The following is an 18559-nucleotide window of genomic DNA, read 5'->3' as shown; positions in this document are numbered from 1 at the left end:
TTCCGTCATCTCGACGGGAGGTTATTTCGTAAGTCCAGATATTCTTTTTTAAACATATCTACAAAAAGAAAGAATAGCGAAAGCAATAACGGGCCGAAGATCACTCCCATGAACCCAAATAACGGCAGACCGATGACTACTCCGAAAATGGTGATAAGCGGATGTGTATCTGCCATTTTCTTTTGGAGAATAAACCGGATCAGGTTATCTGACTGTGATACGACGATGGCTCCATAAGCAGCAATTCCGATGGCATTAAACCAGTCTCCGCTTATGGCAAGGTAAGCGGCTACGGGAAACCATACCAGTGCGGTGCCTACCATCGGAATAATGGTTGCAAAGCAGGTCAGAAATCCCAGCATCAATATGTTGGGTGCTCCGAAAAGGAGATAACCGATCATGGCTACTCCTCCCTGAATGATAGCCAGCAAGGGAATACCGATGGCATTGGAACGAACAATCATATTGATTTCGTGGATTACTTCTTGAGTATTGGTCTCGTTAAATGGCAGAATATCGTTGACGTATGCTTCCATTTTTTTTCCTCCGATCAACATGAAATAAAGTACAAAGATCATGACGAACAGGTTGATGGCGAGACTGCTGATACTCTCCATTATGATTTGTCCGATACGGGGAAGTATGGAGACAATGAATGTCAATGTATCTTTTCCTAATACATCATATCCTGTTTTCTCTTTGATAAATTCGGCTACTTGTTGGATCGGTGCGATATACGTTTGTGGGTCCAGATTGATATCTTGTAGTTTATTTACTACCATCCAGACGGTCAGTCCCAAAGGAATAAGGAAGACAAAAATAGTTTCTGCGGTAATCAGTAAAGCACTTAGGCTACGTTTTAGCTTTCGTTTTTCTACCAGATATCTCATCTGTCCGCGTACGAGAATATAAATAGTGAGTGCTCCCAATAATCCTCCCAGGAATGGAGTGATTTGTCGGAAGATGATGATCCCCATAAATAGGATGATGACGATGAGGGAATATTTCCAGTATTGTTCTTTGGTGCTCATATCATGTGAAATTCGTTTATATAATGAACAATTAAGGTATAGGAAAGGTTTGTTTTATGGTGAGATAACGATATGAAAACAGTTTGGTTTCATTGAGCGGATATTCGTTAATATCCAATTGATTTATGTTAAATGTTAACGGATTGGTTGTTTCTATTAAACCATGTTATAAGATACACTGCTTTGACCTGAAAATTTGGAGATAACCGAAAAGCTCGTATCTTTGTAGTGTATTTTTCATAGTATTAGATTTAAGGTTAACAAAGATTGGCTGTCTGGGATAGATAGCCTTTTTTTATGTTATATATTCTGCTCTGTTTGACTATCCTCTTGGTTTTTCACAAAAAGCATTTGATTCCCACGTCCCACTTTACAGATTATGCCTTCTTTGGCAAACCGCTTTAAATCCTCTAATGCTTTATTTTTCAGTCGTCCGGTCAGTTCGGTATATGTGGTGCGTGTGATGAATCCATATCGGTTGACGTGTTCAAGTAGTCTTCTTTTCAGTTCTTCGTCATCCAGTTGGCTTGAAGCTTGGAAAAATAGTTTTTGAGCCCGTTCCAGTTTACCCGTTGCTTTCTTCTTGAATGTTTTGGAAGCAAGGAAATTCACTCCGTTGAATTGAATGGAAGGTGAACGCAGATCTTTTTTATCTTTCACCAGTCGGGATTTTATCTTTCCGGAAAAATAACCGAACTCACCTACTTCTACCCGGTAGCCTTGTCCTATGTATTCTCCCACGAGGTCTACAAGTTCCATCAGTGTACCTTCTACCACTCCCGGCTTGTATCCGGTGCGGGCAACGAGTTGTTTCAATAGTTGTTTGGTGTTGATAGTGCCGTTAAATACAATGCTGGGATACAACACATCCTTTTCTCCCTCTTTTGTAGTGAGAGCCGGTTTCTTCTTAAAGTCGTAATATGCCATTATTCTGATAATTAAATATATTCTCTGTATTCTTTATTGTTTTTTACTGTAGCTTTTATGAAACTGCTTAGTATAATTTTGCTCGTCCTGTTATAGGGTGTCTATTGTCCTGTTATAAAAAACTATTTGTTTTCCTATAAGAAAATAATTGTTTTGTTGTAAGGGGATAATGAAAATTATGCAGTAAAGGTATTTGTTTTATGTGAGGCGGACAAGTAATTGATGCAATGTTTGGGAATAATCTTCTAATGTGTTGAACAAGTGAACGTTTCTTGTCCTGTGCCGAAAATTATGTTTTTCAGCATAAGTGAGTGTTTTTCTATACTAATATTATTGTATTCTAAAAAAAATCCCTTAATATTGCATTTGTATTATTTGTCAGACAAATAATACAAATCGTAAAATTCTAATAATATGAAGATAGAAATTAATCAAACAACATTAATCGATCAGGTGGAAGACAGTCTGCTTACTTACTTTAAAAAGAATGACTTAAGGCGTGGAGATTCAATTCCCAATGAGAATAATCTGGCTGCAGAATTAGGAGTTGCAAGGAGTGTTGTCAGAGAAGCATTGAGTCGTTTGAAAATGATGGGGCTGATTCATGCACGTCCTCGCAAAGGAATGGTTCTGACCGAACCTTCTATTTTAGGAGGGATGAAAAGAGTGATAGATCCTCGTGTTTTGAGTGAAGAAACTATTTTAGATCTGTTAGATTTCAGAATTGCACTTGAAATAGGAATATCAAGCGATATTTTCCGTAAGATAACTCCTAAAGACATCGAAGAATTAAGCGAGATAGTGAAAATGGGAATTGTTTTTGAGAATAATGAATACGCATTAATCAGTGAATCGGCTTTTCATACGAAACTATATAAAATCACTGGAAATAAAATAATATCCGAATTTCAGGAAATCATTCACCCTATACTTGTCTATGTGAAAGAAAAATTCAAAGATTATTTGAAACCTATAAATATAGAAATGAGTAAAAGTGGTAAAATAGCTACTCATGCTGATTTGCTGGATTTTATAAAAAAAGGGGATGAAAAAGGATACCGGGATGCCATCGAAAGACATTTTGAGGTTTATAAGATTTTCAAGGTCAATCGGAGTCAGGAGTTGATGGCAGAAAAAGAAAGTAGTGAAAAGGTAGAAGGGATATGAAAAGACTACATTTCATCATTTTATGTTTATCCTTAATAATATTGTTTATGAATACATCTTGTTTGAGAAAAAAGGAAAAGAGGATAGAGGTGCAATGGGAAAACTCATTGCTGCTTCCAGGATGCGCCGGCATGCCGGAGAACGTCGGATTAGCAGGTGCATATTCCGGGATAGTGGAAGGAAAGTTGCTTGTGCTGGGCGGAGCTAACTTTCCTGACAAGTATCCTTGGGAAGGAGGAACGAAAACTTGGTGGTCTACTTTATATAGCTATGATTTACAAACGGGAAAATGGACTGTTTATGATGATTTTCTCGATCGCCCGCTTGCTTATGGAGTTTCAATAAGTCTGCCGGAAGGATTGTTGTGTATTGGAGGGTGTGATCGTACGCAGTGTAGTGATAACGTTTTCCTGATAAAGAAAGAAGAAGATTCATTTGTGATAGACTCTGTCAGTTATCCATCTTTGCCGGTTCCGTTGGCGAATGCAACGGGAGCAATGGGTGATAACTGTATTTATATTGCTGGGGGGCAAGAGACTATGGTAAATGAACAGTCGACTCATCATTTTTACATGCTTGATTTGATGCATAAAGAAAGAGGATGGCAAGAAATGCCGGATTGGAATGGTCCTTCTCTTTCCTATGCAGTAGGCGTGGCTCAAGGGGAACGATTTTATCTTTTCAGCGGAAGAAGTTATGCTCCGGATGAGGCGATGGTAGAACATACGGAGGGGTACGTATTTGAGCCAGGCATTGGAAAATGGAGTAAAATGATCGGTTCTTTTCCTGTAATGGCGGGGACTGGTATACCATACGGGGAGGATAAGATTCTGCTATTTGGGGGAGTGGAAGAGATTCTTCCTACATCTTCCGAGCATCCGGGATTCAGCCGCAAGTTACGAGTAGTCAGTACAAGTACGAATTCTCTGGTAGATTCGCTCGAATGTCCTTATCGCATTCCGGTTACTACGAATGTTGTTTCTGCCGGGAATCAGGTATTTATCGTAAGTGGTGAGGTACAGCCGGGAATACGGACGCCATTTATTCTAAAAGGAAGTTTCTAGAAATAAAATGAAATATCAAATCTAATTAAATGCATTATGAACAATTATGAAAGACTGGAAGGTATGGTTGCGGCCACCTTCACCCCAATGGATGAAAATGGGGATGTAAATTTATCTATTATTGAAAAATATGCTGATTGGATCGCATCAACTCCTATTAAAGGGGTGTTTGTGTGCGGTACGACTGGTGAATTCTCTTCGCTGACGATTGATGAACGTAAATTAATTCTTGAAAAATGGGTTGCTTCGGCTGGTAAGCGGTTCAAAGTGATTGCCCATGTAGGTTCAAACTGTCAACGGAGTGCTATGGAATTGGCATGTCATGCGGAAAAAGCAGGAGCCGATGCCATTGCTTCAATAGCTCCGTCTTTTTTCAAGCCGGGAACGGTAGATGAGTTGATCGATTTTTTTGCTCCGGTTTGTAGGTCTGCCAGTGGACTGCCTTTCTATTACTATAATATGCCGTCGATCACAGGGGTTAATTTGCCGGTAGATAGATTTTTGGTAGAGGGTAAGAAGAAAATACCAAACTTGGTAGGTACTAAATTTACTCATAATAACCTGATGGAGATGGGGGCTTGCATCGATTTGGAGCAGCATAAGTTTGAAGTTCTGCATGGCTTTGACGAGATTTTGATTGCAGGTTTATCAATGGGAGCTGTGGCAGGCGTAGGAAGTACATATAATTATATTCCCAATGTTTACCATGCCATTTTTGAATCAATGAAGCAAAATGATGTGGAAACAGCACGTGCCTGGCAAATGAAATCTATACGTACAGTGGAAGTTATCATTAAATATGGTGGAGGCGTACGTGGAGGTAAAGCTATCATGAAATTAATAGGCATTGATTGTGGCAGTTGTCGTTTACCGATTAAACCTTTTTCAATTGAGGAGTATGACAAATTAAAAGGTGATTTGGATGCAATAAATTTCTTCGATTTTTAGATATAAAAAGAGGAGATGACAGTAAAAGTATATTGCTGGGGTTTAGCTATTTTACTTTCTGTCATTCCCCTCAAATCTAGTTAAATGCGTTCAAAATTACCTAAAATAAAAATAATATGAAAGTAAGAAGGGAAATATTAATCATATTTTCAATGATTTTATTATTGGTATTGCCAGCCACGTCTTTGGGTAAAGAAATAAAATGGGTGCTGGAACGACCGGTAATTCCTGTGTTGGTGAAGAAACCGGCAAGTCCTGTATTAAAGGTTACTCTAATCAGGGCAGACAATCAACCTTACACCATTCAGCAAATAGATTTAGATTTATTAGGGAGTACAGATGTGGCAGATGTTGTTTCTGTTGCTATATATGGTACACAAGAAAATGGACTGATAGATACATCCCGTTTGCTATATAAAGCGCTTCCCGCTACACGTAAAATATCATTTACTGATAAAGTACAGGTAAATCAGGATTCTTTGTCTTTTTGGGTAGCCGTGACGTTGAAAGATACGGTTTCATTGGATCATCGTATTCAGCTTAACTGTAACCGGATTAAAACGACTAAAGGCAATCTGAAAATCTCGGAAAAAGGAAGTAAACCTTTGCGGGTAGGAGTAGCGGTACGGCAGAAAGGACAGGATGGGTGTGTTTCGTCACGTATTCCGGGATTGGCTACCAGCAATCAAGGAACTTTGTTAGCCATTTTTGATGCCCGTTATGACTACTCTCGTGATTTGCAAGGAAATATAGACATTGCTCTTCATCGGAGTACGGATCAGGGATTGACCTGGCAACCTGTTCAGACTGTATTAGATATGGGAGAATGGGGCGGCTTGCCGCAGAAATACAATGGAGTGAGCGATGCTTGTATTCTAGTCGATAAAAATACAGGTGACATTTATGTAGCCGGATTGTGGATGCATGGCCTGCTGGATAAAGATGGCAAGTGGATAGAAGGATTGAATGAAAGTAGCACGGTCTGGACACACCAATGGAAAGGAAAAGGCTCCCAACCCGGAACAGGACTAAAAGAAACCTGCCAGTTTATGATAGCGAAAAGTACGGATGACGGTCTTAGCTGGAGTTTTCCGGATAATATAACCGCAAAGACGAAACACCCTGAATGGTGGCTGTTTGCACCGGCACCGGGACAAGGGATTACGTTGAAGGATGGCACGTTGGTATTTCCCACACAGGGACGTGATGAAAAAGGACTTCCTTTCTCAAATATTACGTATAGTAAAGATCACGGAAAGACGTGGGTGACCAGCAACTCTGCATATCAGGATGTAACGGAATGTAGTGTCGTACAATTGAATGATGGCGCCCTGATGTTGAACATGCGTGACAACCGGAACAGAGGACATAAAGAGGTGAACGGTCGGAGAATTTGTACGACTACCGATTTGGGAGCGAGTTGGAAGGAACATCCTACTTCAAGAAAGGCACTGGTGGAACCTACCTGTATGGCAAGCCTGCACCGACATGAATATATAGAAGAAGGAAAAAAGAAAAGCATGCTTCTCTTTGTAAATCCGAATGATTATGGGAAAAGGGATAAACTGACTTTGAAAGTGAGTTTTGATGATGGAATGACCTGGCCGAAGGAACATTGGATTCTTTTCGACCAATATCGCAGTGCCGGATATTCCTGCATTACGTCCATAGATGAAAATTCAATAGGCATATTATATGAGAGCAGTCAGTCGGATTTAGCTTTTATAAAAATCGATTTAACGGAGATTTTAAAGTAAACAGGCATGAATAATAAAACTTCAAATATATATCCCTGGGTAGTAGTCGGACTATTGTGGGGTGTTGCTTTGCTGAATTATATGGACAGGCAAATGCTTTCCACTATGCGAATTCCGATGATGGAGGATGTCCGGGAATTGGAATCGGCTGCCAATTTTGGTCGTCTGATGGCTGTCTTTCTGTGGGTATACGGACTGATGAGTCCTTTGTCGGGTATTATCGGTGACCGTGTGAACCGTAAATGGTTGATTGTAGGTAGTCTGTGTGTATGGTCGGGAGTTACTTATCTGATGGGCTATGCCACCACTTTCAATCAACTCTATTGGTTGCGTGGGATTATGGGAATTAGTGAAGCACTGTATTTACCTACTGCTTTGTCTCTGATTGCCGATTTTCACAAAGATAAAACTCGTTCGCTGGCTGTGGGAATACATATGACGGGATTATATGTAGGACAGGCTATTGGTGGGTTCGGAGCTACTTTTGCAGCAATCTATTCCTGGCATACCACGTTTCATTGGTTTGGCATTATAGGTGTAGGTTATGGTATTATTCTGGCATTTTTCCTACGTGATAAAGAGAGAGGAAATGTCTCGGAGAATCAGAAGATGAAAAAGATTCCGGTATTGAAGAGCTTGGGAATGTTATTCTCTAATGTCTTCTTCTGGGTTATCTTATTTTATTTCTGTGTGCCGGGTACTCCGGGATGGGCGGCAAAGAATTGGTTACCAACTCTTTTTTCTGATAGCTTGTCTATTGATATTTCAGTAGCAGGTCCTATGTCTACCATTTCTATAGCCTTATCTTCACTCTTCGGAGTATTGGCAGGTGGATACATCTCGGATCGATGGGTATTAAAAAATGTACGTGGAAGAGTTTATACCGGTGCGTTGGGTTTGGGGCTTATCATACCTTCCCTGCTGTTTATCGGATATGGTCATTCTATTTTTGCATTGGTCATGGGAGCGGTGTTATTCGGAATAGGTTTTGGTATGTTTGATGCAAATAATATGCCTATTCTTTGTCAGTTTGTATCTGCACGTTACAGGGCAACCGCTTATGGTATTATGAATATGTGTGGTGTATTTGCCGGAGCTGCTATTACTAGCCTTTTAGGCGAATCAATGGATGCCGGACACCTGGGACGTGATTTTGCACTGCTTGCTATATTGGTACTGGCTATGCTGGTTATTCTGGTCACTTGTCTGCGACCTAAAACAATTGATATGAAAGATTAATTTTCAAATTTTAATTTTATATTTTATGAAAAACTCAATAAAGCATACGAATAAAATATTATCGGTGTTATTTGCTTTTTTATTTATTTCCCTAAATATTCAAGCAGATGATATCAGTTCTAAAGAAATTAAAGTTTCTGGTATAGTACAGGATCAAACTGGGGTAGAATTGCCCGGAGTTTCAATTTCTGTAAAAGGAGTAGATAAAGGTACCATTACCAATGCGTCCGGTGAATTCTCAATAATGGTTTCTCCTGACGCTACTCTTATTGTTTCTTTTGTAGGAATGGAAACAAAAGAAATTGCAGTCAAAGGGCGTAGAAATATTGTCATTGTTTTGAAAGAGAGTTCTGTATTGCTTGATGAAGTTGTAGCTATAGGCTATGGAAAACAATCAAGGGCATTAATAACCAATTCTATTTCTAAGATAAATAAGGAAGAATTCCAGAAGGCACCCGGACAGAATCCATTATTACAGTTACAAGGAAAAGTGCCTGGTCTGTCTTTACAGATTTCTAGTGGGCAGCCTGGAGCTGATCCTCAATTATTTATTCGTGGAGGAAGTTCAACTTCGCCGGAAAGTGATACACCTTTAATAATTATTGATGGTATAATATCACAAGGTTTTAGAAATATATCAGATATGAATCCGGCAGATATAGAATCTATAGAGGTCTTGAAAGATGCTGCTTCTACTGCTATCTATGGTTCCAGAGCAGCCAATGGTATTATTCTTGTCAAGACTAAATCCGGTCAGAAAGGGAAACCTGTTGTGAGTCTGCGATACACATACGGAGTGGAACAACAACCTCAGCGAATCCCATTATTGAATGCACGGGATTATATAACATTATCTCGTTCGAATATTGCCAAATTTAATCAGGCAGACTTAACTTATAATGGAAAAGAAGATCAGGCTAAATTTTTGAGCGGTTCATTTGGTATGTCAACCGGAAATCCTAGAAACTCAAAGAATACGCTTGAGTTTTTGGATGTTTATCTTCAAAAGTATGGTCAAGGTTATGTCAGTAACTTGTTGGAAAACGAAGGATGGCAGACAATGGCAGATCCTGTTACAGGTAAACAACTTATTTTTCAGGATAATGACTTTCAGAAAGCCACCTTTACAACTGGGCAGAAGCATGAAATAGATTTGAGCATTAGTGGAGGGACGGAAGCTATTAACTATTATGTAGGATTAAGATATTTGAATCAGGATGGTATTCTTCGAGGTACGAATTATAAGAATTACAGCGTTTTGTTTAATGGAAACTATAAATTGAGTGAAGCATGGAGTCTGTCTACTAAAGCTAGTTTGCAGGTGAGAGATGCTGTAGGAGGTGGAAATACAGTTAATACCATATCACGAAGCATATTGACTCCACCAACTTACCGCTTGTATTATGAAGATGGAACTCCGGCTCCGGGTGAAGGAATTTCTTCTTTCAGAAGCAGATTGCATGAAATTTATTATAAGACTAACTATGATGATACCAATGTATATAGGACAACTTTCCAATTAGGTGCAATTTGGAATATTCTGCCTGGCTTGATATTAAAGCCTACAGCCTATTATTTCGGTACGGAAGGTATAGAAAATTATTTTCAGGCAGATAATGAAACAACCGGAAATACAATTCGTCCGGCTTCTGCCAAACATAATTTTGACAGGCATTTGCAGGGAGATTTAGTGCTCTCGTATGATAAGAAAGTGAAAGATCATAATATTGGAGTCGTAGCAGGTGCCAGCTATACTCATGATTATAGTTATAGGCTTTCTGCAAGTGGCAGTGGTTCCTCCATAGATTTAATTCCGACATTAAATGCAACGGCAGATAGTACTCAGCGGGCAAGTTCAACTAAAACAATGGAAGCCACTTTGAGTTATTTCGGACGTGTAAATTATGATTATAATGGCAAATATCTTTTCTCTATTAGTATGCGTGCCGATGGTTCTTCGCGATTTGCGGAAGATAATAAATGGGGATTTTTCCCGGGAGTATCTGCTGGGTGGAATATGCATCGGGAAAACTTCTATAAACCATTGGAAGCTATCGTTAGTCGTTGGAAATGGCGTGCTAGTTGGGGGCGCACAGGTAACAACAATTTGAGTGTGGCTAATTCGAGAGGAGAATATAAGATTACAGATACCAACTATCAGGGCTCTGTCGGTATATTAAATACAACATTGAAAAATTCGCAGTTGCGCTGGGAAACAACAGAATCCTATGACATCGGGGTTGATTTGGGCTTTTTCAATAATAGATTAGGACTGTTAATCGACTATTACAACAAACTGACATTTGACAGATTGTATGATGAACCTTTATGGAGTTCTACCGGATTTAGTTCCATTAAGAGTAACTATGGATCTGTTAGAAACTCCGGAGTAGAGATTGAGTTGAATGCTACTCCTATTCAAACTAAAGATTTCTCATGGGATTTAGGGTTGACATTTGCTTATAACAAAGGAGTGGTAGTAGACTTACCGGATAATGGAGAAGAAAAGCATCGTGTAGGAGGAAATTTTGTTTATGATCCTGCAACTGGAGGGACAAAAAAAGTGGGTGGTATTGCCGAAGGTGAGAGATTTGGCGGAAGATGGGCTTTTCATTACTTGGGAACATATCAGACTGAAGAAGAAGCGGCCAAGGCACCTAATGACCCGAACGCACAAGGAAGAAAGAAACATGCGGGAGATGCAATATTTGAAGATGTAAATAATGATGGACAATTGGACTCAAAAGACATGATTTTCATGGGATATGTTCGTCCTGATAAAGTCGGAGGAATTATTAATACATTGAAATACAAAGGACTAACTGTACGGATCGTTATGGACTGGGCTATGGGGCATGTAATAGACAATGGCTTCAAAGGACAGATAATGGGTAGCTCACGTAATAATAATAATGCCATCAAAGAGGCAATGACCAATTCTTGGCAGAGTGCGAATGATGGGAGCAAATATCCTAAATATACTGTTCAGAGCGACTATGATTATCAATATAGAAATCATATGAGATGGGATAATCAGATCGGGAGCTCTGCAAGTGGTAGTACTAATAATAGCTTGTATTTTAGCAAGGGAGATTACCTGGCATTCAGGGAAGTGTCTTTAAGTTATATGTTGCCATTATCTTGGATTAGAAAGATGAGACTCAGTGCTGTGGAAGTTTTTGCAGGAGCGTATAATATTGGTTATATAAAAAAATATGATGGCATGTTTCCTGAAATATATACTGGTGTTGACTATGGCATTTATCCGAGACCCAGACAATATAACATGGGAGTAAAAATTAATTTCTAATTAAATAAGACTCATAATTATGAAACAATTTAAATCAATACTATTAGGCATTTCTTTATTCTTGTTACATTCGTGTAACTTACTGGATGTAGATACTGTTTCAAGCATTACCGGAGATGGATACTGGAATACAAAAGGCGATGTAGAAAGTTATATGATTGGTATTTATACCAAATTGCGCGATACATCGAATTCTACTCTTCATTTTGAAGACAGAGGAGATGCCTTTACAACAGGGCTGGAAGGTGGCCCTTCTAATTTATGGGCGCAAAACCTCACATCGCAAAATGGTTATAGCTGGTCGAGCTATTACTCTGTAATACAACATTGTAATATGTTGCTGAAGTATACTCCCGGAATAGATTTTGGTGTAGAGGCTGATAAAAACAGATTATTGGCAGAGGCGTATTGTATCAGAGGGTATATGTATTTCTGTATTGCCCGGATATGGGGGGATGCCCCTTTGGAACTGGAACCGACAGAAAGTTCAAATAAGCCTAAGTTAGCAAGAGAACCCGCGGAGGAAGTTTTGGCACGTGCTCTAAGTGATGTAAATACGGCAATTGATCTTTTTCCGGAAGAAAGTTATGCAAATGGAAAAGGAAGGGCATCGAAGCCGGCATGCTATGCATTGAAAGCCGATATTTTGCTATGGAAAGCAAAAGTGATGAATGGATCGGAACAAGATTTGAAAGATGTCATAACTTATGCGGATTTGGCAAGTAAAGGACTTTCACTGGAAGATAACTTTGCAGATATTTATGGAACTAAATATGGGAAAGAAGTGATATGGACTATCCATTTCGAAATTTATGAAAAGGAAGCTCAGTATAGTCAGAGTCTGAAGCCAAGAGATGTTTTTGTAGAAAAGGCGGTCAATAAGGATGAAATTCCTTATGCTAAAGGAGGAGCTCGCAGCACTTATGCACCAAGTCCGTTTTTGATAGGTCTTTTTAATGCAAATCCGGCAGATATCAGAACCAAAGACTCTTATATCACTGCAAAGGATGCGGACGGAAATGAAATAGGGACTTTTGATAATAAGATGAAGGGAACAAAAACAGAAGGAGATCGCACCTATGACTCAGATATAGTTATATATCGGCTTGCAGAGATGTATTTATTTAAAGCAGAAGCTTATGCGGCGTTAAATCAAACACCACAGGCTATTATTGAACTGAATAGAGTCAGAGACCGTGCCAAGATTGGAACTTATAATGGAAGTACCAATAAAATAGCAGTGGAGAAAGAAATTCTGAACGAGCGTGCAAGAGAGTTATATCTTGAGAGAAAAAGATGGCCCGATCTTCTTAGATTTCATTATGGTGGAACGATTGATGTTTATCAGGAGGTCCCGAACTTAAAGAAAAAAGTCGATGATAATATTATCATTCCATTATATCTTGCAATCCCATTGAGCGATATAAATATCAATCCTAATTTAAAACAAACTCAAGGATATGAAAACCTATAAGATTATTACATGCGTATTTCTTTTTACAAGTATGTTTACACAGGCTTGTCAAAAAGATGATGAGACACAAGGAAACCCAACTCCTGTTCCACCGGAAGAAGAAGTGCCTTCGTCCGAATTCAACTATATTTATAATCAAGGGACGGATGGTTTTGAACTCTATCGAATACCTGCTATTGTTAAAAGTAAAAGCAATACTTTATTAGCTTTTGCTGAAGCTAGAAAAGCTCGAAGTAATGGAGATAGCGGAGATATAGATCTTGTAGTCAAACGTTCGTCGGATAATGGAAAAACATGGAGTAAACAGATTACGATATGGAATGATGGACAAAACACTTGTGGAAATCCCGTGCCTATTGTTGACGACAGAGGTAGAATACATCTGCTTATGACTTGGAATTTCCAGACTGATAAATGGGGGGCAATAACCAATGGTACCGGAGAAGACAGCCGACGTCCGTACTATACATATTCTGATGATGACGGCATTACTTGGGCGCAACCAGTTGAAATAACTTCTTCTGTAAAAAAAGAAAAATGGGATTGGTATGCTACCGGTCCGTGCCATGGTATTCAGATTCAAAAGGGAATACATAAAGGAAGATTAGTTGCTCCAAACTATTTTACAACTCGGGAGAGTGGAAAGGTCACGAGTTATTCTCATATCATTTATTCTGATGATTACGGAAAAACATGGAAACCAGGAGAACCTACTCCTGTCGGTGGTGTTGGAGAATGTTCTGTAGCCGAGATAGGAGAGGGAACGTTAATGTTGAATATGAGAGCAGATGAAGGCTTTTATCGGAAAAGTTGTACTAGCATAGATGGAGGACTTACTTGGTCTTCACCTCAAATTAGCATTGATCAAATAGACTGTAAGTGTCAGGGTAGTATATTATCAATAGGAGGAGCTGTTTTTCTTTCGAATGCTGCTTCCGCTACGGAACGTATTAATATGACTATCAAAAAAAGTACGGATAATGGGAAAAACTGGAAGGGACAATATACAGTTTATGAAGGTAACTCTGGTTACTCTGATATAGTTGAGCTCTCTGATTCACAGATTGCTATTATCTATGAGGGAGGAGAAAAACGATATACGGATGGGCTGGCATTTAAAGTTGTTAGCATAAAATCAATACAATGAATTTAATACATTACTGATATGAAAAGAAAAACTATATATTTATTACAGTGTATTGTTGTGATATTGTTATTGGCTTGTTCTGAAGATGATTTGCAGTCCTTGCAAGCTGCTTTCGAATCAGATCTTCAGGAAGTCACAATCGGAGAAAGTATTACTTTCAAAGACATATCTACTGGTGAACCTTCTAAATGGAATTGGCGGTTCGAAGGTGGAGAACCAGAAACCTCAATCTTATTTAGTCCTAATGTTGTATATAATAAGCCTGGAGTTTATTCGGTTACCTTGTCTGTCGGACGCGGAGAAGAAGCAAACGAAATGGTGAAGGAACAATATATTACTGTTAACTATCCGTCGCAGATAACTGTTGACTTCTCTGCAGATAAAACTACTGCTACAAATGAAGATGTTATTTCTTTTAAAGATTTGTCCAAAGGCTATCCGAATGAGTGGTTATGGAGTTTCACACCTAAAGAAGGTGGAGCAGTTATCACTTCAACAGAACAAAATCCACAAATGACACTTTCTCCGGGAATCTATACTATTAAATTGACAGCTAAGAATCCCAAAGCGTCTTCGGACAAAGTAAGAGAGGATTATATTACTGTTATTGATAAAAATGCGATTGCCGCTGATTTTGGTGCACAATGCCGGAATACTTATGCCGGGGGATATATTAACTTCTTGGATAAGACATTAGGAACGGTTGAAGAATGGGAATGGACATTTGAAGGAGGTACTCCAGCCAGTTCTGTAGAACAAAATCCTGTAGTGCAATATAATAATCCAGGAAAATACAAAGTGACGTTGAAAGCTAAAAACTCAGTAAATAGCTCTACGAAAGAGAAAGAAGGTTATGTATATGTTGTTTCTGCAGAAAAGTTAGTATTGTATTTGCCATTCGATGGTGATAATAAAGATGCAGGTCCAAATCAATTGAATCCTGAGGAACTTACGGCAGGAGCTGGTTCCAGTGTATATAATTCTCAGGCGCGCTTTTCCGGAGAAAGTGCTGAATGTCGATTTGCAGCACACTTCCAAGGCGACAAGCAAAATTATTCAATTTTGTCTATTCCTGAAGAAGGATTGAAGAATCATTATACGGATAGTGAATTTACAGTTGCATTTTGGGTGAAGGTTTCAAATATGACAGCTAAGAATGCAGTCTTTCATCAAGGTGTGGGACCTGGTGCTACTTATACCGATCCTGTGCCCAGACAAAGTTGGTTTAGACTTGATACCAGTGGTAAAACTGTTGTTTTCTGTGTAGAATACAAGGGAAAAGCGGGAAACTGGGCTGAATATGAAGGTAAACGAATGGATGACGGTGAATGGCATCACTATGTATGTATTTATAAGAAAGTGGATGGAAAAAGAGATAGTTATTTGTATATAGATGGGCAGAAAGTTATTGAAAAGAAAGGGGTTGTTGACAAGGTGGTAGATAATTGGCCATACTATATTGGTTGTAACTATCGATTTACTAATGGAGAATTTGCACCTGAGAACTTCTTGAATGGTTATCTGGATGATTTTATTTTGTATAACAGAATATTGTCAGAAGAAGAAATACAAGATTTATACAATAACTAAAAACTAATTGTGGAACTTCTCTTTTAATTAGTAAAAGAGAAGTTCCACATTCAATTAATATCAGAATATGAAAAAACTTTTTTTATTGATTTTCATGCTTGTAAATTGCATTGGTTTATATGCACAACAGGTAATGGAGACAAGTGAAGCATACAAGAAGGCGGATGAATTATTAAAGAAGCTGACAATTGAGGAAAAAGCGCTCATGGTTAGGGGCTATAATAAGTTTTTTATCAAAGGTTTTGAAGAAAAAGGAATACTTCCTGTTTATTTGTCGGATGCGACACAAGGGGTTAATATCCGGAATAATTTGCCTGATCCTAACGTTGTAAAGCAACTGGAACGTTCAACAGCTTTTCCTTCTCCCATTTTGCTAGCCTCAACATTTTCACCGGAGTTATCTTACCAATATGCTAAAGCTATTGGAGAAGAATGTAGAGCTGGAGGAATTGAGGTTTTGTTAGGTCCCGGATTAAATATCTATCGACAGTCTCAATGTGCCAGAAATTTTGAATATTTTGGAGAAGATCCCTATTTGGTATCTCAAATGGTCAGTCAATATGTGACCGGACTTCAAAGTACGGGTACAGCGGCATGTTTAAAGCATTTCTACGGGAATAATACTGAATTTTATCGTAAACGGAGTAATTCCATTATCGGAGAACGTGCTATGAATGAAATCTATTTGCCGGGTTTTAAAGCTGGGATAGATGCAGGAGCTATGTCTGTAATGACTTCTTATAATCAGATCGATGGCGAATGGGCAGGACAAAGTTCGTATGTAATAAAGAAGATTCTTAGAGAAAAGCTGGGATTTAAATGGTTGGTTATGAGTGACTGGAACTCTGTGTGGGATTTGGAAAAGGTTATTAAATCAGGTCAAAATCTGGAAATGCCGGGGTCATATAATTTTGGAGTATCAGTATTGGATTTATATCATGAAAAGAAAATAACAGAGAAGGATTTAGACGATATGATACGGCCCACTTTGGCTACTTGTGTTGCTATGGGATTTTATAGCAGGCCTAAGTATGACACGACTTTGTTAAGTAAATATCCTGAACATGAGCAGACTGCGAGGCGAGTTGCAGAAGAAGGTGTGGTATTACTTAAAAACAGGAATGAAATTTTACCGCTTGATCCTACAAAAAATAGAAAAATATTATTAACCGGTAAATTTGTATATGAAATACCTCGTGGCTATGGTGCGGCAGAAGTGATAGGGTATAATAATGTAAGTCTGATTGATGCTTTGCAGAAAGTCTTTGGGCGAACTGTATATTATATTGAAAAGCCTACTGTGGCAGAGATAAAAGAGGCTGATGTTGTTTTATTGAGCATGGGTACACGGGATAAAGAAGCCGTAGAACGTCCGTTTGCTTTACCTAGGGAAGACGAATCATTTATGCGCTATATCACTAAAAATAATCCTAACACTATTGCTATTATCAATACTGGGGCTGCGATTGATATGTCAGCATGGAACGAACAATTAGCAGCTTTGATTTATGGTTGGTATGGAGGACAATCTGGATTTGAAGCACTTACTGATATTATTATCGGAAAAGTAAATCCATCAGGAAAATTACCAATGACTATAGAAAGGTCATTTAAAGATTCACCGGCATGGGGATATTTGCCACAAGGGGCATCACTCTATAATGAGCTTAAAAATGAGCATCTTATTAATGTGTATGATGTCAATTATAAGGAAGATGTATTAGTTGGATATAGGTGGTATGATACAAAGAAGATAGAACCGCTTTATCCTTTTGGATATGGACTATCCTATACAACATTTGCTTTGACAAAACCACGATTATCATCTAACAAGATGAATGATAAACAGACTATAAAATGTTCTGTTACTCTTACGAATACAGGTAAGTGTGAAGGAGCTGAGGTGGTACAATTATATATCAAAGAGAACCAGCCAAGTGTATTACGTCCCGAAAAAGAACTAAAAAGATTTGAGAAAGTATCCTTGAAACCTGGGGAAAATCGAATCCTTGAGTTTATAATAACTTCCAAGGATTTAGCTTTTTGGGATGATCAGACACATAGTTGGAAAACAAATACTGGACAATATACAATTTTTCTAGGAACATCCTCCAGGCATATAAATCAAACTCTTTCTTTTATAAAAGAATAGGAATACTTTTAGGGCTACTTTGTGGATGCCGATGATAGAATTTGCCTTTAAGCATAAATTAATAAAACTACAGTCTGATAATTATTTAGATTGTAGTTTTTTTGATAATATCTCATTCATTTATTATTTAATGGTGGAGTTGTCTTATTTATTTGGCCAATTCTGTATATTTGCAGACATATATTACAATATCATGAAAATTATATTTATTAATACACTTCGTATCCTGATGATTCTCGTGATTATGATTTCATGTGGAGTTGCCTATGTAGTATACGAAGATACATTGGCTGCCTGGTGGATACCTGTTGGAGTGGCACTTATAATAGTGATAGCAACAATTCCTTTCTATAAAGGATGGATTTGGCTGACAACAATGGATAATAAAGTAATTAATTGTTGTTGCCATTTGGTTTGTGTCGGTGCTATCAGTTGTGTTTTGTTTCTTGGGGGGAATTACTGGTTCGCCGATTCTGCTTCCACGCATGAAGAGAAAGTCATGGTACAGAAAAAATATGTGGAAACACACAAGAAAACCCGTAGAGTCGGCAGACATCGTTATGTGTCGGATGGCGTTCGTAAAGAATATTATTTGCAGGTAGCTTTTGAAAATGGGAATGTAGAAACATTGCATGTATCTCCTTCTACTTATAATAAGATAAAGACAGGTCGGCCGAAGATTCTGACTTTGCAAAAGGGCTTATTTGGGTTGCCTGTAATTACCAAAGGACTTTAATGAAAGTCACACCACCT

At 38.4% G+C, this 18559-nt stretch carries 13 protein-coding genes; 11 read left to right on the top strand and 2 right to left on the bottom strand.

Going from position 1 to position 18559, the window contains the following annotated elements:
* Positions 1–5 precede the first annotated feature (5 nt).
* Positions 6–1031 (bottom strand): AI-2E family transporter, encoded by a 1026-nt coding sequence (locus tag KFO40_RS10325; RefSeq protein WP_008025686.1) that lies wholly within the window; start codon positions 1029–1031, stop codon positions 6–8.
* Positions 1032–1331: 300 nt separating this feature from the next.
* Positions 1332–1958 (bottom strand): hypothetical protein, encoded by a 627-nt coding sequence (locus KFO40_RS10320; protein ID WP_004314827.1) that lies wholly within the window; start codon positions 1956–1958, stop codon positions 1332–1334.
* Positions 1959–2372: 414 nt separating this feature from the next.
* Between KFO40_RS10320 and KFO40_RS10315 the strand changes: the two genes are divergently transcribed.
* From KFO40_RS10315 to KFO40_RS10265, 11 genes are all read left to right on the top strand, one after another.
* A complete protein-coding gene (locus KFO40_RS10315; protein WP_004314826.1) occupies positions 2373–3125 on the top strand; it encodes a FadR/GntR family transcriptional regulator in 753 nt (250 codons plus the stop codon).
* Between the two features lie 47 nt (positions 3126–3172).
* Complete coding sequence (locus KFO40_RS10310; protein ID WP_049702453.1) at positions 3173–4189, top strand: hypothetical protein; 1017 nt, start codon at positions 3173–3175, stop codon at positions 4187–4189.
* A gap of 36 nt (positions 4190–4225) precedes the next feature.
* Positions 4226–5137, top strand: a complete 912-nt coding sequence (locus KFO40_RS10305; protein WP_049702454.1) for a dihydrodipicolinate synthase family protein — start codon at positions 4226–4228, stop codon at positions 5135–5137.
* A 116-nt stretch (positions 5138–5253) separates the two neighbouring features.
* The gene (locus tag KFO40_RS10300) at positions 5254–6894 is read left to right on the top strand and encodes a sialidase family protein (protein WP_211146321.1); all 1641 of its coding nucleotides are present in this window, start codon (positions 5254–5256) and stop codon (positions 6892–6894) included.
* A gap of 6 nt (positions 6895–6900) precedes the next feature.
* A complete protein-coding gene (locus tag KFO40_RS10295; protein ID WP_211146320.1) occupies positions 6901–8133 on the top strand; it encodes an MFS transporter in 1233 nt (410 codons plus the stop codon).
* 25 nt (positions 8134–8158) lie between these two features.
* The gene (locus KFO40_RS10290; RefSeq protein WP_049702456.1) at positions 8159–11443 is read left to right on the top strand and encodes a SusC/RagA family TonB-linked outer membrane protein; all 3285 of its coding nucleotides are present in this window, start codon (positions 8159–8161) and stop codon (positions 11441–11443) included.
* 19 nt (positions 11444–11462) lie between these two features.
* Entirely contained in the window at positions 11463–12917 is a 1455-nt protein-coding gene (locus KFO40_RS10285) for a RagB/SusD family nutrient uptake outer membrane protein (RefSeq protein ID WP_004314820.1), read from the top strand.
* Positions 12904–14064, top strand: a complete 1161-nt coding sequence (locus tag KFO40_RS10280; protein WP_004314819.1) for a sialidase family protein — start codon at positions 12904–12906, stop codon at positions 14062–14064. Before KFO40_RS10285 ends, KFO40_RS10280 begins: the two co-directional genes overlap by 14 nt.
* A gap of 18 nt (positions 14065–14082) precedes the next feature.
* The gene (locus tag KFO40_RS10275) at positions 14083–15654 is read left to right on the top strand and encodes a PKD domain-containing protein (RefSeq protein ID WP_004314818.1); all 1572 of its coding nucleotides are present in this window, start codon (positions 14083–14085) and stop codon (positions 15652–15654) included.
* A 67-nt stretch (positions 15655–15721) separates the two neighbouring features.
* On the top strand, positions 15722–17806 hold the full coding sequence (locus KFO40_RS10270; RefSeq protein ID WP_151934665.1) for a beta-glucosidase: 2085 nt from the start codon (positions 15722–15724) through the stop codon (positions 17804–17806).
* Between the two features lie 193 nt (positions 17807–17999).
* On the top strand, positions 18000–18542 hold the full coding sequence (locus KFO40_RS10265) for a DUF2500 family protein (RefSeq protein ID WP_087318338.1): 543 nt from the start codon (positions 18000–18002) through the stop codon (positions 18540–18542).
* Positions 18543–18559: the final 17 nt, after the last annotated feature.

The organism is Bacteroides sp. 1001302B_160321_D4, assembly GCF_015667765.1.
In the GTDB taxonomy this organism is placed as follows: domain Bacteria; phylum Bacteroidota; class Bacteroidia; order Bacteroidales; family Bacteroidaceae; genus Bacteroides; species Bacteroides xylanisolvens.
Note: the sequence above shows the minus strand (reverse complement) of the source record. Positions and strands in the feature narration are given on the sequence as shown.